Source organism: Paenibacillus xylanilyticus, assembly GCF_013359935.1.
Classification (GTDB): Bacteria; Bacillota; Bacilli; order Paenibacillales; family Paenibacillaceae; genus Paenibacillus; species Paenibacillus xylanilyticus.
Genome location: NZ_JABMCB010000192.1, coordinates 525904 through 543097, shown reverse-complemented (window position 1 = coordinate 543097; position 17194 = coordinate 525904). Strand labels below are relative to the sequence as shown.

13 protein-coding genes are annotated in these 17194 nt (G+C 47.7%); 1 reads left to right on the top strand and 12 read right to left on the bottom strand.

Annotated features, from left to right (window positions below; translation table 11 throughout):
* Window positions 1–34: 34 nt before the first annotated feature.
* From carB to pyrR, 5 genes are all read right to left on the bottom strand, one after another.
* On the bottom strand, window positions 35–3253 hold the full coding sequence (gene carB, locus HP552_RS22315) for a carbamoyl-phosphate synthase large subunit (RefSeq protein ID WP_175397564.1): 3219 nt from the start codon (window positions 3251–3253) through the stop codon (window positions 35–37).
* A gap of 1 nt (window position 3254) precedes the next feature.
* On the bottom strand, window positions 3255–4397 hold the full coding sequence (carA, locus tag HP552_RS22310) for a glutamine-hydrolyzing carbamoyl-phosphate synthase small subunit (RefSeq protein WP_175397563.1): 1143 nt from the start codon (window positions 4395–4397) through the stop codon (window positions 3255–3257).
* Between the two features lie 379 nt (window positions 4398–4776).
* On the bottom strand, window positions 4777–6081 hold the full coding sequence (pyrC, locus tag HP552_RS22305) for a dihydroorotase (protein WP_175397562.1): 1305 nt from the start codon (window positions 6079–6081) through the stop codon (window positions 4777–4779).
* A 118-nt stretch (window positions 6082–6199) separates the two neighbouring features.
* Window positions 6200–7111, bottom strand: a complete 912-nt coding sequence (locus tag HP552_RS22300; RefSeq protein WP_376768978.1) for an aspartate carbamoyltransferase catalytic subunit — start codon at window positions 7109–7111, stop codon at window positions 6200–6202.
* Entirely contained in the window at window positions 7111–7674 is a 564-nt protein-coding gene (pyrR, locus tag HP552_RS22295; protein WP_175397560.1) for a bifunctional pyr operon transcriptional regulator/uracil phosphoribosyltransferase PyrR, read from the bottom strand. Before pyrR ends, HP552_RS22300 begins: the two co-directional genes overlap by 1 nt.
* 659 nt (window positions 7675–8333) lie before the next feature.
* On the opposite strand from pyrR, the gene HP552_RS22290 reads away from it, so the two are divergent.
* Window positions 8334–11009, top strand: coding sequence for a YhgE/Pip domain-containing protein (locus HP552_RS22290; RefSeq protein WP_175397559.1), 2676 nt, complete (start codon window positions 8334–8336; stop codon window positions 11007–11009).
* 139 nt (window positions 11010–11148) lie between these two features.
* On the opposite strand, the gene HP552_RS22285 is transcribed toward HP552_RS22290, so the two are convergent.
* From HP552_RS22285 to HP552_RS22255, 7 genes are all read right to left on the bottom strand, one after another.
* Window positions 11149–12450, bottom strand: a complete 1302-nt coding sequence (locus HP552_RS22285; protein ID WP_175397558.1) for a DUF6080 domain-containing protein — start codon at window positions 12448–12450, stop codon at window positions 11149–11151.
* A gap of 54 nt (window positions 12451–12504) precedes the next feature.
* Window positions 12505–12825 carry a DMT family transporter gene (locus HP552_RS22280; protein ID WP_312884329.1) on the bottom strand — a complete coding sequence of 107 codons (321 nt, stop codon included), beginning with the start codon at window positions 12823–12825 and terminating at the stop codon, window positions 12505–12507.
* Window positions 12812–13132, bottom strand: a complete 321-nt coding sequence (locus tag HP552_RS22275) for an EamA family transporter (RefSeq protein WP_175397621.1) — start codon at window positions 13130–13132, stop codon at window positions 12812–12814. The genes HP552_RS22280 and HP552_RS22275 overlap by 14 nt, the downstream gene beginning before the upstream one ends.
* Entirely contained in the window at window positions 13129–13761 is a 633-nt protein-coding gene (locus HP552_RS22270) for an HAD family hydrolase (RefSeq protein ID WP_175397557.1), read from the bottom strand. The genes HP552_RS22275 and HP552_RS22270 overlap by 4 nt, the downstream gene beginning before the upstream one ends.
* Before the next feature lie 32 nt (window positions 13762–13793).
* A complete protein-coding gene (locus HP552_RS22265; protein WP_175397556.1) occupies window positions 13794–14708 on the bottom strand; it encodes a decaprenyl-phosphate phosphoribosyltransferase in 915 nt (304 codons plus the stop codon).
* A 181-nt stretch (window positions 14709–14889) separates the two neighbouring features.
* The gene (locus HP552_RS22260) at window positions 14890–16143 is read right to left on the bottom strand and encodes an LL-diaminopimelate aminotransferase (protein WP_175397555.1); all 1254 of its coding nucleotides are present in this window, start codon (window positions 16141–16143) and stop codon (window positions 14890–14892) included.
* 109 nt (window positions 16144–16252) lie between these two features.
* Window positions 16253–17173 (bottom strand): RluA family pseudouridine synthase, encoded by a 921-nt coding sequence (locus tag HP552_RS22255; protein ID WP_376768977.1) that lies wholly within the window; start codon window positions 17171–17173, stop codon window positions 16253–16255.
* Window positions 17174–17194: the final 21 nt, after the last annotated feature.

The window sequence follows — 17194 nt, the reverse complement described above, 5'->3', positions numbered from 1 at the left end:
CTCAGGCTGACTGATGTCCTTCATCAGAGATTACTTATTCAACAAAGGCTGGCATGGCCTCAGAGGAGAAGTTGATCGTTTCCAGCATTCTCAGCAGGGCGCGAATCGTATCCAATGAAGTCATACATACAATGCCGTTCTCTACCGCTTCACGACGAATCCGGAACCCGTCACGCTGTGGCGTTTTACCTTTGGTCAGTGTGTTGAAGACAAAGTTCGCTTCGCCGCTGCGAATCATATCCAAAATGTTCGGCGAACCTTCACTCAATTTGTTCACAGTCGTTACCGGAATGTTCGCTGCTTCAAGCGCAGCTGCTGTTCCGCCAGTAGCCATGATTTTGTAACCCAGTCTGTAGAAACCTTCGAGCAATGGTACAGCTTCATCCTTGTCTTTGTCTGCTACAGTCACTACAATCGCTCCGGTTGCCGGAATTTTCATTCCTGCTCCGATGAGACCTTTGAACAACGCTTTGGCGTAATTCGGGTCACGACCCATAACCTCACCTGTGGATTTCATCTCAGGTCCGAGGGTTGGTTCCACACGACGCAGCTTCGCGAAGGAGAAGACCGGCACTTTGACAGATACATGATCCGACTCTGGCCACAGACCGTCAACATAACCAAGATCTTTCAGTTTCACACCCAGAATGGCTTGTGTTGCCAGGTTCGCCATCGGAATGTTGGTTACTTTGCTCAGGAATGGCACGGTACGGGATGAACGCGGGTTCACCTCGATAATGTACACTTGGCCATCATGGATAACAAACTGGATGTTGACCAAACCTACCGTTTTCAGTTCTTTCGCAATTTTGATTGTTATCTCTACAATTTTCTCTTTCATATCCTGGGACAGATGTTGAGGAGGATATACCGCGATGGAGTCACCAGAGTGAACCCCTGCACGCTCGATATGCTCCATGATCCCCGGAATCAATACCGTTTCACCATCGCAGATGGCGTCAACCTCGACTTCTTTACCCATCATGTAACGGTCAATAAGTACCGGGTGCTCCGGATTGATTTTAACCGCCTGTTCCATATATGTCAGCAATTCGGCATCGGAGTATACAATCTCCATGGCGCGACCGCCGAGTACGTAGGAAGGACGAACCAGTACCGGATAACCCAAGCTTTGTGCCGTCTCTACCGCATCATCTACGGAAATGACTGTTTTACCTTTAGGCTGTGCAATTTCCAGACGGGAGAGAAGACGTTCAAATTTCTTGCGATCCTCTGCCTCATCGATGCTTTCCAAATCTGTTCCGAGAATGGTTACACCTGCATTACGCAGTGGTGCTGCCAGGTTGATGGCCGTTTGACCACCGAACTGTACGATAACCCCTACCGGCTGTTCCTGTTCAATCACGTTCATGACATCTTCGAAGAACAGAGGCTCGAAGTACAAACGATCCGATGTATTGAAGTCAGTAGAAACCGTCTCCGGGTTGTTATTGATGATAACCGCTTCGTAACCTGCCTTTTGCAGCGCCCATACCGCGTGAACTGTTGAATAGTCAAACTCGATTCCTTGACCAATCCGGATTGGACCCGAACCAAGCACGACCACTTTTTTCTTGTCTGAAGGGGTCACTTCATTCTCGGTTTCGTAAGTCGAGTAGTAATATGGCGTTGTTGCTTCGAATTCGGCTGCACATGTATCCACCATTTTGTATACCGGACGCAGGTTTTCCTGCTCACGACGTGCTCTTACCTCTGCTTCTGTTGTCAGCTTGCTGCCTGGTTGACCTTCAGCACGCAGCTCAGCAATGGCACGGTCCGTGAATCCGAGGCGTTTCGCTTGATACAGTGTCTCGGAAGACAACTCGGATTCCTCACGAATGCGATCTTCGAAGCCGATCAAGCCCTCAATTTTGTCCAGGAACCACCAGTCAATCTTGGTCAGATCCTGAAGTTGCTGCAATGTATAACCTCTGCGGAACGCTTCCGCAATCAGGAATATGCGTTCATCATCCGCTTTGACCAAACGCTCGTTCAACGTAGCTTCATCCAGCGTTTCTGCATCCTTCAGATACAAGCGATGTACACCGATCTCCAGGGAGCGGACTGCTTTGTGAATCGACTCTTCGAATGTACGGCCGATGGCCATAACTTCGCCTGTCGCTTTCATCTGTGTCCCCAGCTTGCGGTTCGCTGAAACAAACTTATCGAACGGCCAGCGGGGAATCTTGCTTACGATATAATCCAGTGTTGGTTCGAAGCAAGCATAAGTTTGACCTGTTACCGGGTTTACGATTTCGTCCAGCGTGTAACCCATGGCAATCTTGGCAGCCATTTTGGCAATCGGATAACCGGTTGCTTTGGAAGCCAGTGCCGAGGAACGGCTTACCCGTGGATTTACTTCAATGACATAGTACTGGAAGCTGTGTGGGTCCAGTGCAAACTGTACGTTACATCCACCCTCGATGTTCAGGGCACGGATGATTTTCAGGGAAGCTGAACGCAGCATTTGATATTCACGGTCCGACAGGGTTTGGCTTGGTGCTACGACGATACTGTCGCCTGTATGAACACCTACCGGATCAAAGTTTTCCATGTTGCAGACAACGATACAGTTATCGTTTTTGTCCCGCATCACTTCATACTCGACTTCTTTCATACCCGCAATGCTCTTCTCGACCAAACATTGGCCAATCGGGCTGTAACGCAGACCCGCTACCACTGTTTCGCGCAATTCTTCTTCACTGGCGCAGATACCGCCGCCTGTTCCGCCAAGCGTATAGGCAGGACGAACGATGATTGGATAACCAATCTCATTTGCAAAATCAAGGGATTCTTCGAGTGTCGTTACGATCACACTCTCGGGTACAGGCTGTTCCAGTTCGCGCATCAGATCACGGAACAAATCACGGTCTTCCGCTTTCTCGATGGACGTAAGCTGTGTTCCGAGCAGTTTCACATTTTCACGTTCCAGGACACCGGCACGAGCCAGTTCCACGGCCATGTTCAAACCGGTTTGACCGCCGAGTGTAGGCAGCAATCCGTCTGGACGTTCCTGACGAATGATCTGAGTGACGAAGTCGAGTGTAATCGGCTCGATGTACACCTTGTCAGCCATGTTGGTATCAGTCATGATGGTTGCCGGGTTGCTGTTGATGAGTACAACTTCCACGCCTTCTTCTTTCAGTGCCTGGCAAGCTTGTGTACCGGCATAGTCGAACTCGGCCGCTTGACCGATGACGATTGGACCGGAACCAATCACCAGGATTTTTTTGAGGTCTTTGTTAATCGGCATGTTATTGCGCTCCTTTCACTGCGGCTGCCAATACGGCTTGACGCGGCTTTTGCGGGTTAGTGATCTTGTGCTCCCGGATCATTTCGATGAAACGGTCGAACAGATAGCTGTTATCGTAAGGTCCTGGCGCAGCTTCCGGATGATACTGTACCGAAAACGCCGGGAATGTTTTATGTTTCAGACCTTCAATGGTCTTGTCATTGTTATTGATGTGTGTAACTTCCAGGTCAGTGCTCTTCACTGACTCTTCGTTAACGGTGTAGCCATGGTTCTGGGATGTGATGAAGCAGCGTCCGCTCTCCAGTTCTTTGACCGGGTGATTCCCGCCGCGGTGTCCAAACTTAAGCTTCTCTGTATCAGCACCTGCTGCCAGTGCAAACAGTTGATGACCGAGGCAGATACCGAAGATCGGATACTCACCAAGCAGCTCACTGATCATTTTAACGGCATGTGGCACGTCTTTCGGATCCCCAGGGCCGTTGGACAGCTGAATGCCATCCGGGTTCAGGCGACGAATCTCGTCTGCTGTTACATCATGAGGCACAACGACAACGTCACAGTTGCGTTTGCTGAGTTCGCGCAAGATCCCTGTTTTTGCACCATAGTCTACCAGGACGATGCGTTCAGCCGTTCCCGGGCTGTTGTATACGTGCTGTGTGGACGTCAGAGGAACCTGGTTGCGAAGCTCGGCGATGCTCGTATCTCCCATCATCTCCAGCAGCTCTTCCACAGGCTTCGATCCTGTTGTGAGAATTCCCTTCATTGTTCCATGATGACGAATCCGGCGAGTCAACATGCGTGTATCAATTTCGCTGATGCCCACGATGCCGTACTCCTTGAGCAGATCGTCCACGCTGTATTCAGCGCGCCAGTTGCTCGGTACCGGTTCATGGCGACGAACCACAAAGCCATGCACGAATGGACGGATGGACTCGAAGTCGTCACGCGTAATCCCGTAGTTACCGATCAGCGGATACGTCATGGTTACGATTTGACCGCAATAAGAAGGATCCGAAAGCACCTCTTGGTAGCCTGTAATTCCCGTATTAAAAACGACCTCTCCTGTCGTTTCACCTTCAGCACCGAATGCTTTCCCGGTGAACAGTGTGCCGTCTTCCAACAATAATCTTGCCTGTGCCTGCATCCCATTTCACTCCTCTGTGTTTATCAACGTTGAATGCACTCGAGTTGAACATGGAGTTACATTTGTGCGGCTCCGCGGACAGAAAACCCTTCGATCGCTGTTATCAACAGATTCATTTGAATTTAACCCTCATAGGGTAGAATCTGTTGATAAAGGCGAACACTTCGTTTCTTCGGGTCTTTTCTGTCCACTCCGCAGTTACGTTGGTGTCCAAGTTCAAAACCATGACATTCAACTTGCTTGTTTCGTATTTTGAACTCTCGGCATGATCTGCCTCAAGTTAGCTGTAAAGATGTTGCTGGTGTAAGGTTGTAGATTTAGAGTTATTGTCTTTATAGAATTAAAGAAGTAAGGTTTATCGATTTACTAAGATACCAATTTACTGTTGTAACGTGTTGTTCCACACGCTTTTGCCATCTACCCAAGTCTGCACTGGCCAGCCTTTCAGCTTCCAGCCTGTGAACGGGGTGTTTCTACCTTTGGTTGCAAACGTTGCAGGATCGACTGCTTTTTCCTCGTTCAGGTCAATCATGGTGATGTCCGCAGGCGCTCCCTCTTCCAGCTTGCCTGTATCCAGTCGGAATACCCGTGCCGGATCGGCAGTCATGCGTTTCACCAGGAAGTCCAGGCTCCAAAGTCCTGTTTCCACAAACTTGGTGTACAGCAGCGGAAAAGCTGTTTCGAACCCAACGATTCCGAACGGTGCCAGCTCCATGCCTTTGGCTTTCTCCTCTTCACTGTGCGGTGCGTGATCCGTTACGATCATGTCCAGCGTGCCGTCCAGCAAACCTTCGATACAAGCCTGCACATCACGCGGTGAGCGCAGTGGCGGGTTCATCTTCCAGTTGGCATCCATGCCCGGGATATCTTCATCCGACAGCACCAGATGGTGAGGACATACCTCAGCAGTCACTTTAATGCCGATGGACTTCGCCAGACGAATCAGGCGAACCGATTGTTCCGTACTTACGTGGCAGACATGGTAGTGAACACCCGTTGCTTCGGCAAGCAGGATATCACGGCCAACGTGGATCGCTTCGGATTCGTTGGGAATGCCTTTGATACCATGGCGCTTCGAGAATTCTCCTTCTGTGACATACCCACCGACTACCAATGAGTCGTCTTCACAGTGGGCGATGACTGGCATATCCATACTTGCCGCGAGGCTCATCGCGTCTTTCATCATTTGTGCGTTCTGCACGCCTACACCGTCATCCGTGAAGCCAATTGCCCCTGCTTCTTTCAAAGCTGCGAAATCGGTAAGTTCACGGCCAAGCTCATTTTTGGTAATGGCTGCATAAGGCAGCACTTTGACCAAATCGGCTTCTCTGGCTTTATCCAAAACCAGCTTTACTACATCCGGGCTATCTGTTACCGGCCTTGTATTAGGCATGCAGGCGATTGTCGTAAACCCGCCTTGTGCCGCTGAACGGGCACCTGTCTCGATGGTCTCTTTGTGTTCGAATCCAGGTTCACGCAAATGTACGTGCATATCGATCAAGCCGGGAATGACCAATTTGCCTGACGCATCCGTTACACTTTGCGCCGATTGTTCTGCTTTAAGTACCGCTTCATCTTCCACACCAGCGATCTTTTGAATTTTGCCTTCATCTATAACGATCGTTTTTCGTTCAAATTCCCCTTGTGCATTCAAAACATTCGCGTTCTTAATAATCTGTAGCATAATTGCCCTCCGCTTCGGTTCTGTCCCGGAGAATCCGGATGATTTGATTTATCGTGTACTCTTACCGTCCTGTAGAAAGTTCCGTCTTCGTCAGCCTATGACCCATAGCCAGACCCTGTTACAGCTTTAATGCGCGTTCCATAACCGCCATGCGAATCGGAACACCGTTCGCCATCTGCGGGAAAATTCGCGATGCTGTACTCTCGACAACCGCGTCGTCAATTTCAACGTTCCGGTTTACTGGGGCAGGGTGCATGATAATGGTGTTGGGATTCAGGCGTGCCGCCCGTTCCTCCGTCAATCCGTAGTGTTCGCGATAATCCTCAGCCGAGGTAATGAGACCATGTTTATGACGTTCGAGCTGAACCCGAAGCATCATGACTACATCCGCATCCAGTGCTTCATTCAGTCCTACATAAGGAGCATGCTCTGCCAGTTCCGGTGCTTGCATCGTTTGAGGTGCACAGAAGCGTACATCTGCTCCAAACTTTTGCAGGGCCCACAAGTTGGAGCGTGCAACCCGGCTGTGCATGATGTCGCCAATGATCGACACACGCAAACCTTTCAGCTCACCGAAAGCTTTTCGCATGGTGTACAGATCCAGCAGTGCCTGGGTTGGATGTTCGTTATTTCCGTCTCCCGCATTTACCAGTGGAACATTCACCTTCTGAGCCAGCTGCTGCAGAACACCTGCCGGTTTCAGCCGGATGACTCCTGCATCAATGCCCATCGACTCAAGTGTGCGCACTGTATCATAGATGGACTCGCCCTTCTCTACACTCGAAGCAGCTGCCGTGAAGTTCAGCACCTGTGCACCCAATCGTTTCTCAGCCATTTCAAATGAGAAGCGAGTACGCGTGCTGTTCTCGAAGAACATGTTGGCAACAAAGCGTGATTCAAGTACGGGGACCAATTTATTCGACTGAGCTTCCCAGTGGGCTGCCCGGTTAAGAATCGATTCAATTTCACTGCGACTAAGTTCCTTCAGTCCAAGCAAGCTCCGGTCCTTCAATGCTGTCTGTGTAATCATCATGCCTGCTCCCCCCGGTTCTGAATGATTTTGACTTCGTCCTGTCCGTCCGTTTCCATCAGTGCTACTTCAATCTCCTCCGATTTGGAAGTCGGCACATTTTTGCCGATAAAATCAGGTCGGATCGGAAGTTCCCGGTGTCCGCGATCCGCGAGTACTGCCAGCTGAATATTCTGCGGTCTTCCACAGTCCATCAGGGCATCCATCGCTGCACGAATCGTTCGTCCGGTATAGAGCACATCATCGAACAAAATCACTTTCTTGTTATGGATCGACAGTGATTCAGGTGTCATCGTCAACAGTTCCTTACGATTCGCTTTGTTATCGTCCAAGCGGTCATCGCGATAAGGAGTTACATCCAGTTCTCCCCAGGGGACCTTGGCGCCCTCGATCTCTTCAATCTTCGCGGCGATCCGTTCTGCGAGATAAACACCCCGCGTACGGATCCCGACCAGCACACAACCGTCGATCCCTTTGTTTTTTTCCAAAATCTCATGGGCAATCCGTGTTAATGCGCGGCGGATCGCCGTTTCATCCATAATGACATGTGTTTCTGTGCTCATGCGTTCAGCCTCCTCAGGATTTCCCTCCAGATCATGGCCCCGTGACAGGAGAACAAAAAAGACTCCTTGCCGTGTTTATTGGCAAGGAGTCTCCGAACTTCAGACCGCTCTGAAGAAAGTTTACTCTCGGGATGCACCGTTCTATTGCCGCAGCAAAAAACGATGTATCGTTCACGTTACCTTGCCAGTCTCACGGGACTGATTTAAAGGTGCTATTCATGTCGTTCATATCGCAGTGCCTCACAGGGCGCTGTTGATCAATATGTCCGTTTATCTTCATGAATTATGACAGAAAGACAACCCCCTGTCAACACCTCACCTTAACAGGCGAAACTCCCCTGTGTATTCCACTTAGAATCAACAGTTCGGCTGAAAAGCATCCACAACCCTCACATTTCATTCATTGCTCATAATTATACAATATTTCTGTATATTTATCCATAGTTAATTGCAAATTTGGGTGCAGGCAATATAACCCTTCCTGTTTTAGTATCATAGATTGAATACAGGCTCGATTATTCTCAAATGAACAGGGTAAAGACTTATACGTGGATGAGTTTATATTCCGTTCAAAGAAACCGATATACATATAGATTTGTATATTCCCGAGATGGGAATGATATAGGACCTGAACTTTGATTTGGTATTAGGAGGAAATCATGCGTAACATATGGCGGATTTACAAAACAGATTGGCTGCATATTTTAAAAGTACCTACAGGCATATTTTTAATTGTTGCGATTATTCTACTGCCTGGGGTTTATGACTGGGTCAATGTCAAATCAGTTTGGGACCCTTACAGCAATACACAAGGGATTAAAATCGCGGTGACAACGGAAGATCAAGGGGCAACAGTTGCCGGGACAACGGTTAATATTGGAGAAGAATTGGTGTCCAGCCTGAAGCAGAACGATAAGCTGGGGTGGACATTTGTGAATCAGATTGAGGCCAATCGCGGCGTCCAGACTGGCGAGTATTATGCTAGCCTCCTGATCCCTGGTGACTTCTCATCCAAAATTACCGGCATCGTTGATGGAAAACTGGACCGCCCCGAAGTCATCTACACGGTCAATGAAAAGGTCAACGCCATTGCTCCCAAAATTACAGGCTCTGGCGTCTCTGCCATTACAACACAAATTAATGAGAGTTTTACCGAAGCGGTCAGCGAGGCAGTGTTGACCAAATTAAAGGAAGCTGGGGTGGAGATCCATGCTCAGCTGCCAACCCTGCGCAAGATGGAGAATGGAATTTTTGCACTGGAAGACAATCTTCCTGCCATACAGTCTGCGGGACAAAAAGTGCTGGAAGTCGAAAAGGCAATGCCAGCCATTGTAGAAGAAGCCCAAAAAATTGTAGAGATTGAAAAACGACTGCCTGAAATTAACGAAGCAGCACAATATATACTTAAGGTACAGAAATATTGGCCGCAGATCATGGAAGCTTCCTCCGAGGTACTCGCCATTCAAGGACGAATCCCGGAAATTCGCCAAGCCATGGAACGTATTCAGGAAGTGGATCAACATTTCGGTGAAGTATCAGGTGTCATCGATACGGCATTATCCAAAATGGATAATGCCCTTACCATCGTACTAGCTGCCCAGGATGATCTTGACACGTTATCCAGCATCGCGGGAAACGGAGTAGAACTATCTGCAGGGTTAAACCGTTTCCTGGATTCGTGTGAAGAAGCGTTTCAGGCGATCGGGCCGGTTATCCGGCAAAATCTATTGCTGGTACAGCAAATCGCTGATGCTGGCGGAGACATGTTCGGACGATTGCAAAATACGGACCTCAGTGTACTTCCAACAGCAGACGATCTGGACAGAATGGCCGTTCGGCTTGGAATAGCTGTAAAATTGGTTGATAGTATGGCTGAAATATTAGGAAAAATGGACAACTTCCTTCCAAGCCACCCGTTAGCCGACAAAATTACTCGGATGAACACTGTCTCGGACAAGCTTCAACTTCAAATAAAACTCGCAGGCATCATCAGTGATGCCATGCGTGGCCATACAACTCCGCCTGCAGATATTATCACTCAGCTCAATGCATTGTCAGAGGACATCAATAGCGGTATTGGTCAAATCCTTGGTGTGTATGATCTTGAAATCGCACCTGCCCTTTCTGCTGGTTCAGATAAACTGAGATCCATCCTATCGGTATCAGCAGACACTTTACAGGGTGCTCAAGACCGAATTCCGGATGTTGCGGACATACTGTCCGTAACCAAGGAAGGGATTACTTTTGGACAGACGGAACTAAGAAAAATTCAAAGCGATCTGCCTCAAATCCAGACCAAAATACATGAAATTTCCGAGACACTTCAGAGCAAAAGTGAAGCTTTCATTCAAGCGCTGAATACAGTAGCTCCATTAATTCAGAACGACCTTCCCAAAGTAGGAACCAAACTGAACGAGGCAGCCAATTTTGTCCGAAATGACCTGCCCCTTGCAGAGAAACAGATTGGCAAGGCATCCGATTTTGTACAGCATCAGCTGCCTGAGGTCGAAAAAGGAGTGCACCGCGTGGCCACACTTGTTCGAGAGGATCTGCCCGCTCTGGAGAGTGCGATCAGTAAGGCAGCAGACAAACTCAGGGAAGTGGAAGGCAATAATCAGTTTGCCGAACTTGCCAAGCTGCTGCGGGGCGATATCGAGGATGAGAGTGCTTTCCTTGCAAGTCCGGTTCACATCAAGGAAAACCAATTGTATCCTATCCCGAATTACGGATCGGCCATGTCTCCATTTTATGGCGTATTGTCCCTTTGGGTCGGCTCTACCTTGCTGATTTCCCTACTTCGGGCAGAAGCAGAAAATCCGGACGGCAAGTTTCGAGGATATCAGTTGTATCTCGGCCGTTTAGGCACGTTCCTCACGATAGGGCTGCTTCAGGCCGTATGCGTAACCTTGGGAGATATGCTGATTCTTGGAACCTATGTTGCGGATAAAGTGTGGTTCGTCTTATTTGCCATGCTGGTGAGTGCCGTGTTTGTCACGATCACATACACCCTGCTGTCCGTGTTTGGTAACATCGGGAAAGGAATTGCCATCATCTTTATGGTGTTCCAGTTCTCCAGCTCGGGAGGAACATTTCCGATCAGTATGACTTCTCCTTTTTTCCAGGCATTGAACCCATTCATGCCCTTTACGTATGCCATAAGTCTTCTTCGTGAATCGGTCGGTGGCATTTTGTGGTCGACGGCCTTGAAGGATATTCTGTGGCTATGTTTATTTATTGCCCTTAGCCTCGTCCTGGCTCTCGTATTGAAACGGCCTCTTAGCAGTCTCACCAAGCGTTCAGCCGAGAATGCGAAGAAGACCAAAATCATAGCTTAATTCAAATAGATATAACCCCCCGCATAATTTATGTGGAGGGTTTATTTTGTCATTCAGATCGAATCAGGAAAAGAGACAAGTCTATGGATATCATGCTCCAAATTGCTTGTCCCTTTTATAACTCACGAGAAACTCGCAATCAGTTCAAGTTGTGCGTCTGCTCCAACTGATCGTAAGACTGTTTGATTGTGGTCAATGTCTCTACATGACGGTAAATATTGTTCGTGACCATTACCAGTAGACATATGAAGAGTATACCCATAATTGTTTTTTTGCCGAGTCCCGGACGAAAACGGATCACCAATCCCCCACCCAGCAGGAATAACGCAAACAGATAATGACCGGCATACAGATACATATCATATTGGAAAACAGCCAGCCCGAACCCAACTACGATATGAAGTAAAAATGCGAATAAAATATACGGAGCAAGTGTCCACACTTCACGTTCACGGATGCCTTGGATGAATCCCGCTAGCGCCAGCAGCAATATAAAAATACCGACAATCTGAACATGGATTGGATTGGAACGAGACAGGTCCGTTACAAACGCAACTAGACCCGGATCCAGCAGGTGTACTTTGGGAGACAGCATCGGATTAATCGTCAACAGAGTCAATGCTTTCCAATGAACGGCAAACTGAAAAGGCGTTGCATAGCTAGTCCCACCATTTTGTATCCCGAGCAGCCAATTGCTAACCCAGCTTCTTCCCCCAAACGCAACATACTGAATCCCCGTTAATACGATAATGAAAGCAACTGCCAGTGCCATAATCCCGATGTACTTTTTCCAAGTGGAAGCCTTGCGCCAGGTACGCAGATTGAAAAACATTGCAGCGGCATAAGGAACGATATTCGTGGAAGTCAGGCCAAAATTGATGGATGCAAGCAATGCATTCGGCATATAACGCACGTCATTTCGATCACGCGTATATTGCATGTAAAGCACGGACAACAGGATAAAAAACTGCACATACGGATAGGAGTCCGGAATCAGTGCGGTAAACATCAGGTAGGAACTACATCCAAACAGCAATGCGAAGAGCAGTGGTGTGATGATCTGTCTGTCTTTTTGATCGAGAAAAAGAAAAACCAGCACCACGGATCCCGCGTTCACGAGAGATTGCAGAATAAGAAAGAACCAATTCCCTCCCAGCAGCTGCGCTACTGCTCCCAGTGTCACAACAAGAAAGGATATTAACGGATGAATAACCGAGGAACTGTTCGCACCATAATACATGGACGGATCAAAATTAAACAAATTGATTGGAAATTGATCTGTATTAAATGGCGTGTATGCTCCAAGAACTTGTCCCTGATCCGCAATGTACATCACGTAAGGTGCATTCATCAGAGCGTAAAAAAGAGTGAATCCCCCAAACAGGCATAGTGCCGTCCAATTCGATTTACGATTATAAAATATGTAATCCAGAAACTTCATGCAATCACATCCAGTATGTCATATTCAAAATTCTCTGCGCTATTCATATACGCGTTACCCAACCAAAAACCACAACCCACCCATAATGCATATCACACCCAGCCAGCGAAGCGGCCCAACCGTCTCTTTGAATGCAACTTTTGCAATTAACAGGGTCCATACATACGTCAGCGCATTGGCAGGAAGCACCACGGTCAAGGGAAGAAATTTCAGCAGCACAATATTCAGTAAAGCGCCCGTTCCGTAAAATCCGAGCCCTATAAGAACATGCAGCTTTTTACGGCTTGTCGCATAGGCTTTCAAACCAGCACCACCCATTGCTCCGCACAGCGTCATCGCAATCAGTACAACCACCATCCAGCTATCGGTCAACACTGGTTAATGTCACCCCAATTCCGAGCAGCACAACCGCTGCGAGCTTCTGTAACGTCATTTCTTCTCCCAGCAAAAAGTGACCATAAATGAGTGCGAAAACATAGCTTGCACACATCAGCGGATAAGCCACAGACAGCTTTTCCAGAGCAAAGGCCTTAATCATCAAGATGGCTCCAAGCCCATAGCAGACAAATCCAATGCCAAGATAGATCCACTCTGTCAGCCCCCATTTCCAGAACAGCTGTCCCGTTGCCGTTAGAAAAGCGGATGCAAGCATGAACCATTTGCCCGTATGACGTCCCTTCATTTCCCCCACGATAGTGCCTCCATTTCCGGAACACGTCTGTTAATAAAATATCGCTGTGCCACGAGCTGCATCACTGGAAGATCGGACAGAGAATCCGAGTAAGAGCAGGACTGCTCATAATCGATGACCATGTTTTTCTCTTGCAGATAGGCCTGTATGCGGCGCACCTTCTCTTCCCCTTTGCAATTGACGCCCTCAATGGTACAGGTGTATCCATTCTGATGCCGGACCAGTTCGGTGCCAATCACATGATCTACCCAAGGGAAACTGCTGAAATATTTCATATAGGCATGCGGAGACGCAGTTACCAGCAACACATGATAACCAGCCTCCTTGCGATGCTGCATCTCCACACTGGCTTCAGCAAAAATGGCGGTACGCAACCGGGTATCAAAAAAATGCTCCAGATCTTCCTCAGACATGCGCTCAATGCTTTTAAAGTACGAACGCTTGACTTGTTCCACACTCATCAGACCTGCCTTGAACATTGCAGTATGAATGGCGATGAGCGGCAGTCTCCATACCTGACCAGGGTAGCGACGAACACCATAGTGCACAAACTGAAACATGGAGTCCCTGCGTATGATCGTTTTATCAATATCAAAGATGGCAATTTTGGTGCTTTTCACCCTGATCCCCCTCCAACCCTCAATCTATATTTTCATTCAAAAATCGCAAAAATGGCGACCACACTAATCACATACAAAATTACGGTAATCAGAATGGGCTTGTCCTCAAACAAAACGCGGTCCGGCGAGCCCCCTTGGTTTTTCATATGAATGAGATACAGATAACGGAACATGCCGTATATCACCAGCGGAATGGTCCACATCAGATGAATGGTACGGTCAGACGTAAAGGTAAACAGGGAATAACTAATAATGGTCGCTGTCGTTACAATGGTATTAAATTGATCCAACAATGTGACGGAGTAGTTATCCAGCACCTTACGATGCGATCCGGTATTGCCCTCGAGCAGTGTCAGTTCATTTCTCCGCTTGCCAATTGCAAGAAATAATGACAATAGCATGGTGCAGATCAGAAACCAAGGCGTAAAGGGCACATGAATTAATACTCCACCTGCTATGGCACGAAGTACAAATCCGGCTGCAATGGTCATCATATCCACAATCACGAGATGTTTCAGTATAAAAGAGTAAGACACATTCAACAGAAAATACACTATACATAGTCCACCGAAAAGCGGGTTTATTACAAAAGCAATTCCCACCGAGAGGATCAACAGGACAACACCAAACAACAGAGCATAGCCAGGTTGAACCTGCCCAGAGGCAATCGGCCGGAACTGCTTCACTGGATGCTGCCGATCCCTGTCCCGATCCACGTAATCATTTAAAATATACACGCAGCCTGCAACAAGGCTAAATAAAATAAAACCAAGCAAAGTCGATACAATGGTTTCAGTGCGTATTTCCTCAAAGGAAAACAGTAATGCAGCAAATAACAGCAAATTTTTAGTCCACTGTTTCGGCCTCAGCAGTTTGAACAGACCTGAAATGGCATTGCCAGTTCCTGCTGCATGTGAGGATACCGTATTTGTTCTTGAAGACAACAATTTCCATGACTCCCTTCTAAAACTACTTCTGTCTATAAAATAACGTAAAGATCTAATCATATGTTGCTTGTATAATTTTGTAAAGAGAGTAAATGGAATTTTTTTTATTTTCGCACAAAAAAAAGAGACCGTCTCCGGTCTCTTATCTTTTATCTTATTCACATGTCAAGGTGAATTCCAATTAGAATTCGAATTGCACGTCACTCAGGCGACGTTTGATTTCAGCAATTACGCGTTTCTCTTCTTCTTCGCCTTTGGCTTCAAAAGTAACGGAGAAACGTACAAAGTTACCTGCATCGTCCCAAGGTACAGACGAGATCAATTTTTCACGGATCAGGAATTGGGAGAAGTCTTCCCCGGATTCAAAGCGACGTCCGCCTACTACACCTTTTGGAGCTTCAACATACAGGAAGAAAGAACCTTTCGGTTTCTCGGCCTGGAAGCCCAGTTCATTCAGTGCAGCAACCAGCAGGTCATGACGACGGGAATATTTCTCTGCAATTTTCTCCGTGATTTCCGGATGGTTCAGACCGTAGGCAGCAGCCTTCTGGATCGCGATGAATTGACCGGAATCGTTGTTGTCCTTCACATCACTGAAGGCTTTAACAACGAGTGGGTTCCCTGCGACAAATCCGATTCTCCATCCTGTCATATTGTAAGACTTGGACAAGGAGTGCAGCTCTACGCCAACATCCTTTGCTCCAGGTACAGACAGGAAGCTGAACGGTTTATTGCCGTCATAAGTCAGTGCAGCGTATGGAGCATCATGAACAACAACTACGCTGTACTTTTTCGCCCATTCAATCACTTTAGTGAACAATTCAACCGTTGCACCTGCACCAGTTGGGTTGTTCGGATAGTTCAGATACAGCAATTTGGCACGTTTTGCGATATCTTCAGGGATCGTTGTCAGATCCGGCAGGAAGTTGTTTTCCTTCGTCAGCTGAATGTTGTACACTTCGCCGCCCAGGTATTTGGTGTGAGTACCCATAACCGGATAACCAGGCACTGTCATGATTGTTACGTCACCTGGATTGATAAAGCAGGAAGGCATCATGGCCAGAGCTGGCTTGGAACCGATCGAGTGTACAATTTCCGTTGCCGGATCGATGCCTTCAACGTTGAACACATTTTTCAGGTAAGCGGCAGCTGCTTCCTTGAATTCGGGAATCCCGTTATCCGCATAACCACGGTTCTCCGGTTTGGAGGCTTCTTGTGCCAGTGCAGCTACAATACCTGCATCTGCCATCTCATCAGGTTCACCTACGCCAAGGTCAATCAGTTCCACATTCGGGAAATCTTTTTTGGCTGAAGCTTTCGCACGTTTGATTTTCTCGAATTTATAAATGTTGGTGTCTTTACCATAGTTGGAGCCGCCAATACGGTCGGCAAAATTGGTTTGAATGTAAGTTTCTTGATATTTATCGATACTCATACCTATGTTCATCTCCTCATTTGACGCAAATTTCTACAATCTAATATGAAGCATTTGCCCATGTTTAACCATGGACAAAGTATCCGAACATTTGTACTTTCCCGAGTGGTCAGCGACTGCGCAGTGAGGCAAGGACATCTTCCATGTCTTGCGGAAGCGGAGCGGTGAATTCCAGGTACTCACCTGTGGTTGGATGAACGAAACCTAGAATCGCCGCGTGCAGCGCCTGCCCATTCATTTTGATGCCCTTGTTGCGTCCATAGATCGGATCTCCAACAAGCGGATGTCCAATAAATTTCATATGAACACGAATCTGGTGAGTTCGACCTGTCTCAAGCTTCAGTTCGAGCAAAGTGTAGTCGTTGATTCTTTCCGTAACGTTAAAATGCGTGACCGCATGTTTGCTGTTGCGTTCTGTCACTGTATACATTTTACGGTCATACGTATCTCGTCCAATGGGTGCATCGATCGTTCCCTGATCATGACTTAAATGACCATGGACAAGTGCAATATACCGGCGGTTTACACTGTGGTCTTTTAACTGCGCAGCCAATGAGGCGTGTGCACGATCATTTTTGGCAGCCATCAGCAGGCCTGAAGTATCCTTGTCGATCCGATGCACGATTCCGGGACGCAGCTCGCCATTAATGCCCGAAAGATCTTTGCAATGATACATGAGTGCATTAACGAGTGTACCCGACGTATGTCCTGGTGCCGGATGCACCACAAGACCACGCGGTTTGTTAATGACAATGACATCACTATCTTCATAAACCACTTCCAGCGGAATATCTTCGGCAATGATCTCTACAGCCGTCGGCTCAGGAATCTGAAGCTCGATCAGATCACCCTCCGCCAATTTGGCATTCGCCTTCACTACGGCTCCGTTCACGGTTACCAGACCGTCTCCGATCCATAATTGAACCTGGGAGCGGGATACATCGTCCATTGCTTCGGTAATATATTTGTCAATGCGTTCCTTCTTGTGTTCAGAGGAAACGGTCCATTCCAGTCGTTCATTGTCATTCATCAGGTCCTCGTCATGTGCAGA

Excerpts from the sequence above, each read along its gene's own strand:
- carB (WP_175397564.1), bottom strand. The coding sequence starts at position 3,253 with ATGCCGATTAACAAAGACCTCAAAAAAATCCTGGTGATTGGTTCCGGT.
- carA (WP_175397563.1), bottom strand. The coding sequence starts at position 4,397 with ATGCAGGCACAGGCAAGATTATTGTTGGAAGACGGCACACTGTTCACC.
- pyrC (WP_175397562.1), bottom strand. The coding sequence starts at position 6,081 with ATGCTACAGATTATTAAGAACGCGAATGTTTTGAATGCACAAGGGGAA.
- HP552_RS22300 (WP_376768978.1), bottom strand. The coding sequence starts at position 7,111 with ATGATTACACAGACAGCATTGAAGGACCGGAGCTTGCTTGGACTGAAG.
- pyrR (WP_175397560.1), bottom strand. The coding sequence starts at position 7,674 with ATGAGCACAGAAACACATGTCATTATGGATGAAACGGCGATCCGCCGC.
- HP552_RS22290 (WP_175397559.1), top strand. The coding sequence starts at position 8,334 with ATGCGTAACATATGGCGGATTTACAAAACAGATTGGCTGCATATTTTA.
- HP552_RS22285 (WP_175397558.1), bottom strand. The coding sequence starts at position 12,450 with ATGAAGTTTCTGGATTACATATTTTATAATCGTAAATCGAATTGGACG.
- HP552_RS22275 (WP_175397621.1), bottom strand. The coding sequence starts at position 13,132 with ATGAAGGGACGTCATACGGGCAAATGGTTCATGCTTGCATCCGCTTTT.
- HP552_RS22260 (WP_175397555.1), bottom strand. The coding sequence starts at position 16,143 with ATGAGTATCGATAAATATCAAGAAACTTACATTCAAACCAATTTTGCC.
- HP552_RS22255 (WP_376768977.1), bottom strand. The coding sequence starts at position 17,173 with ATGAATGACAATGAACGACTGGAATGGACCGTTTCCTCTGAACACAAG.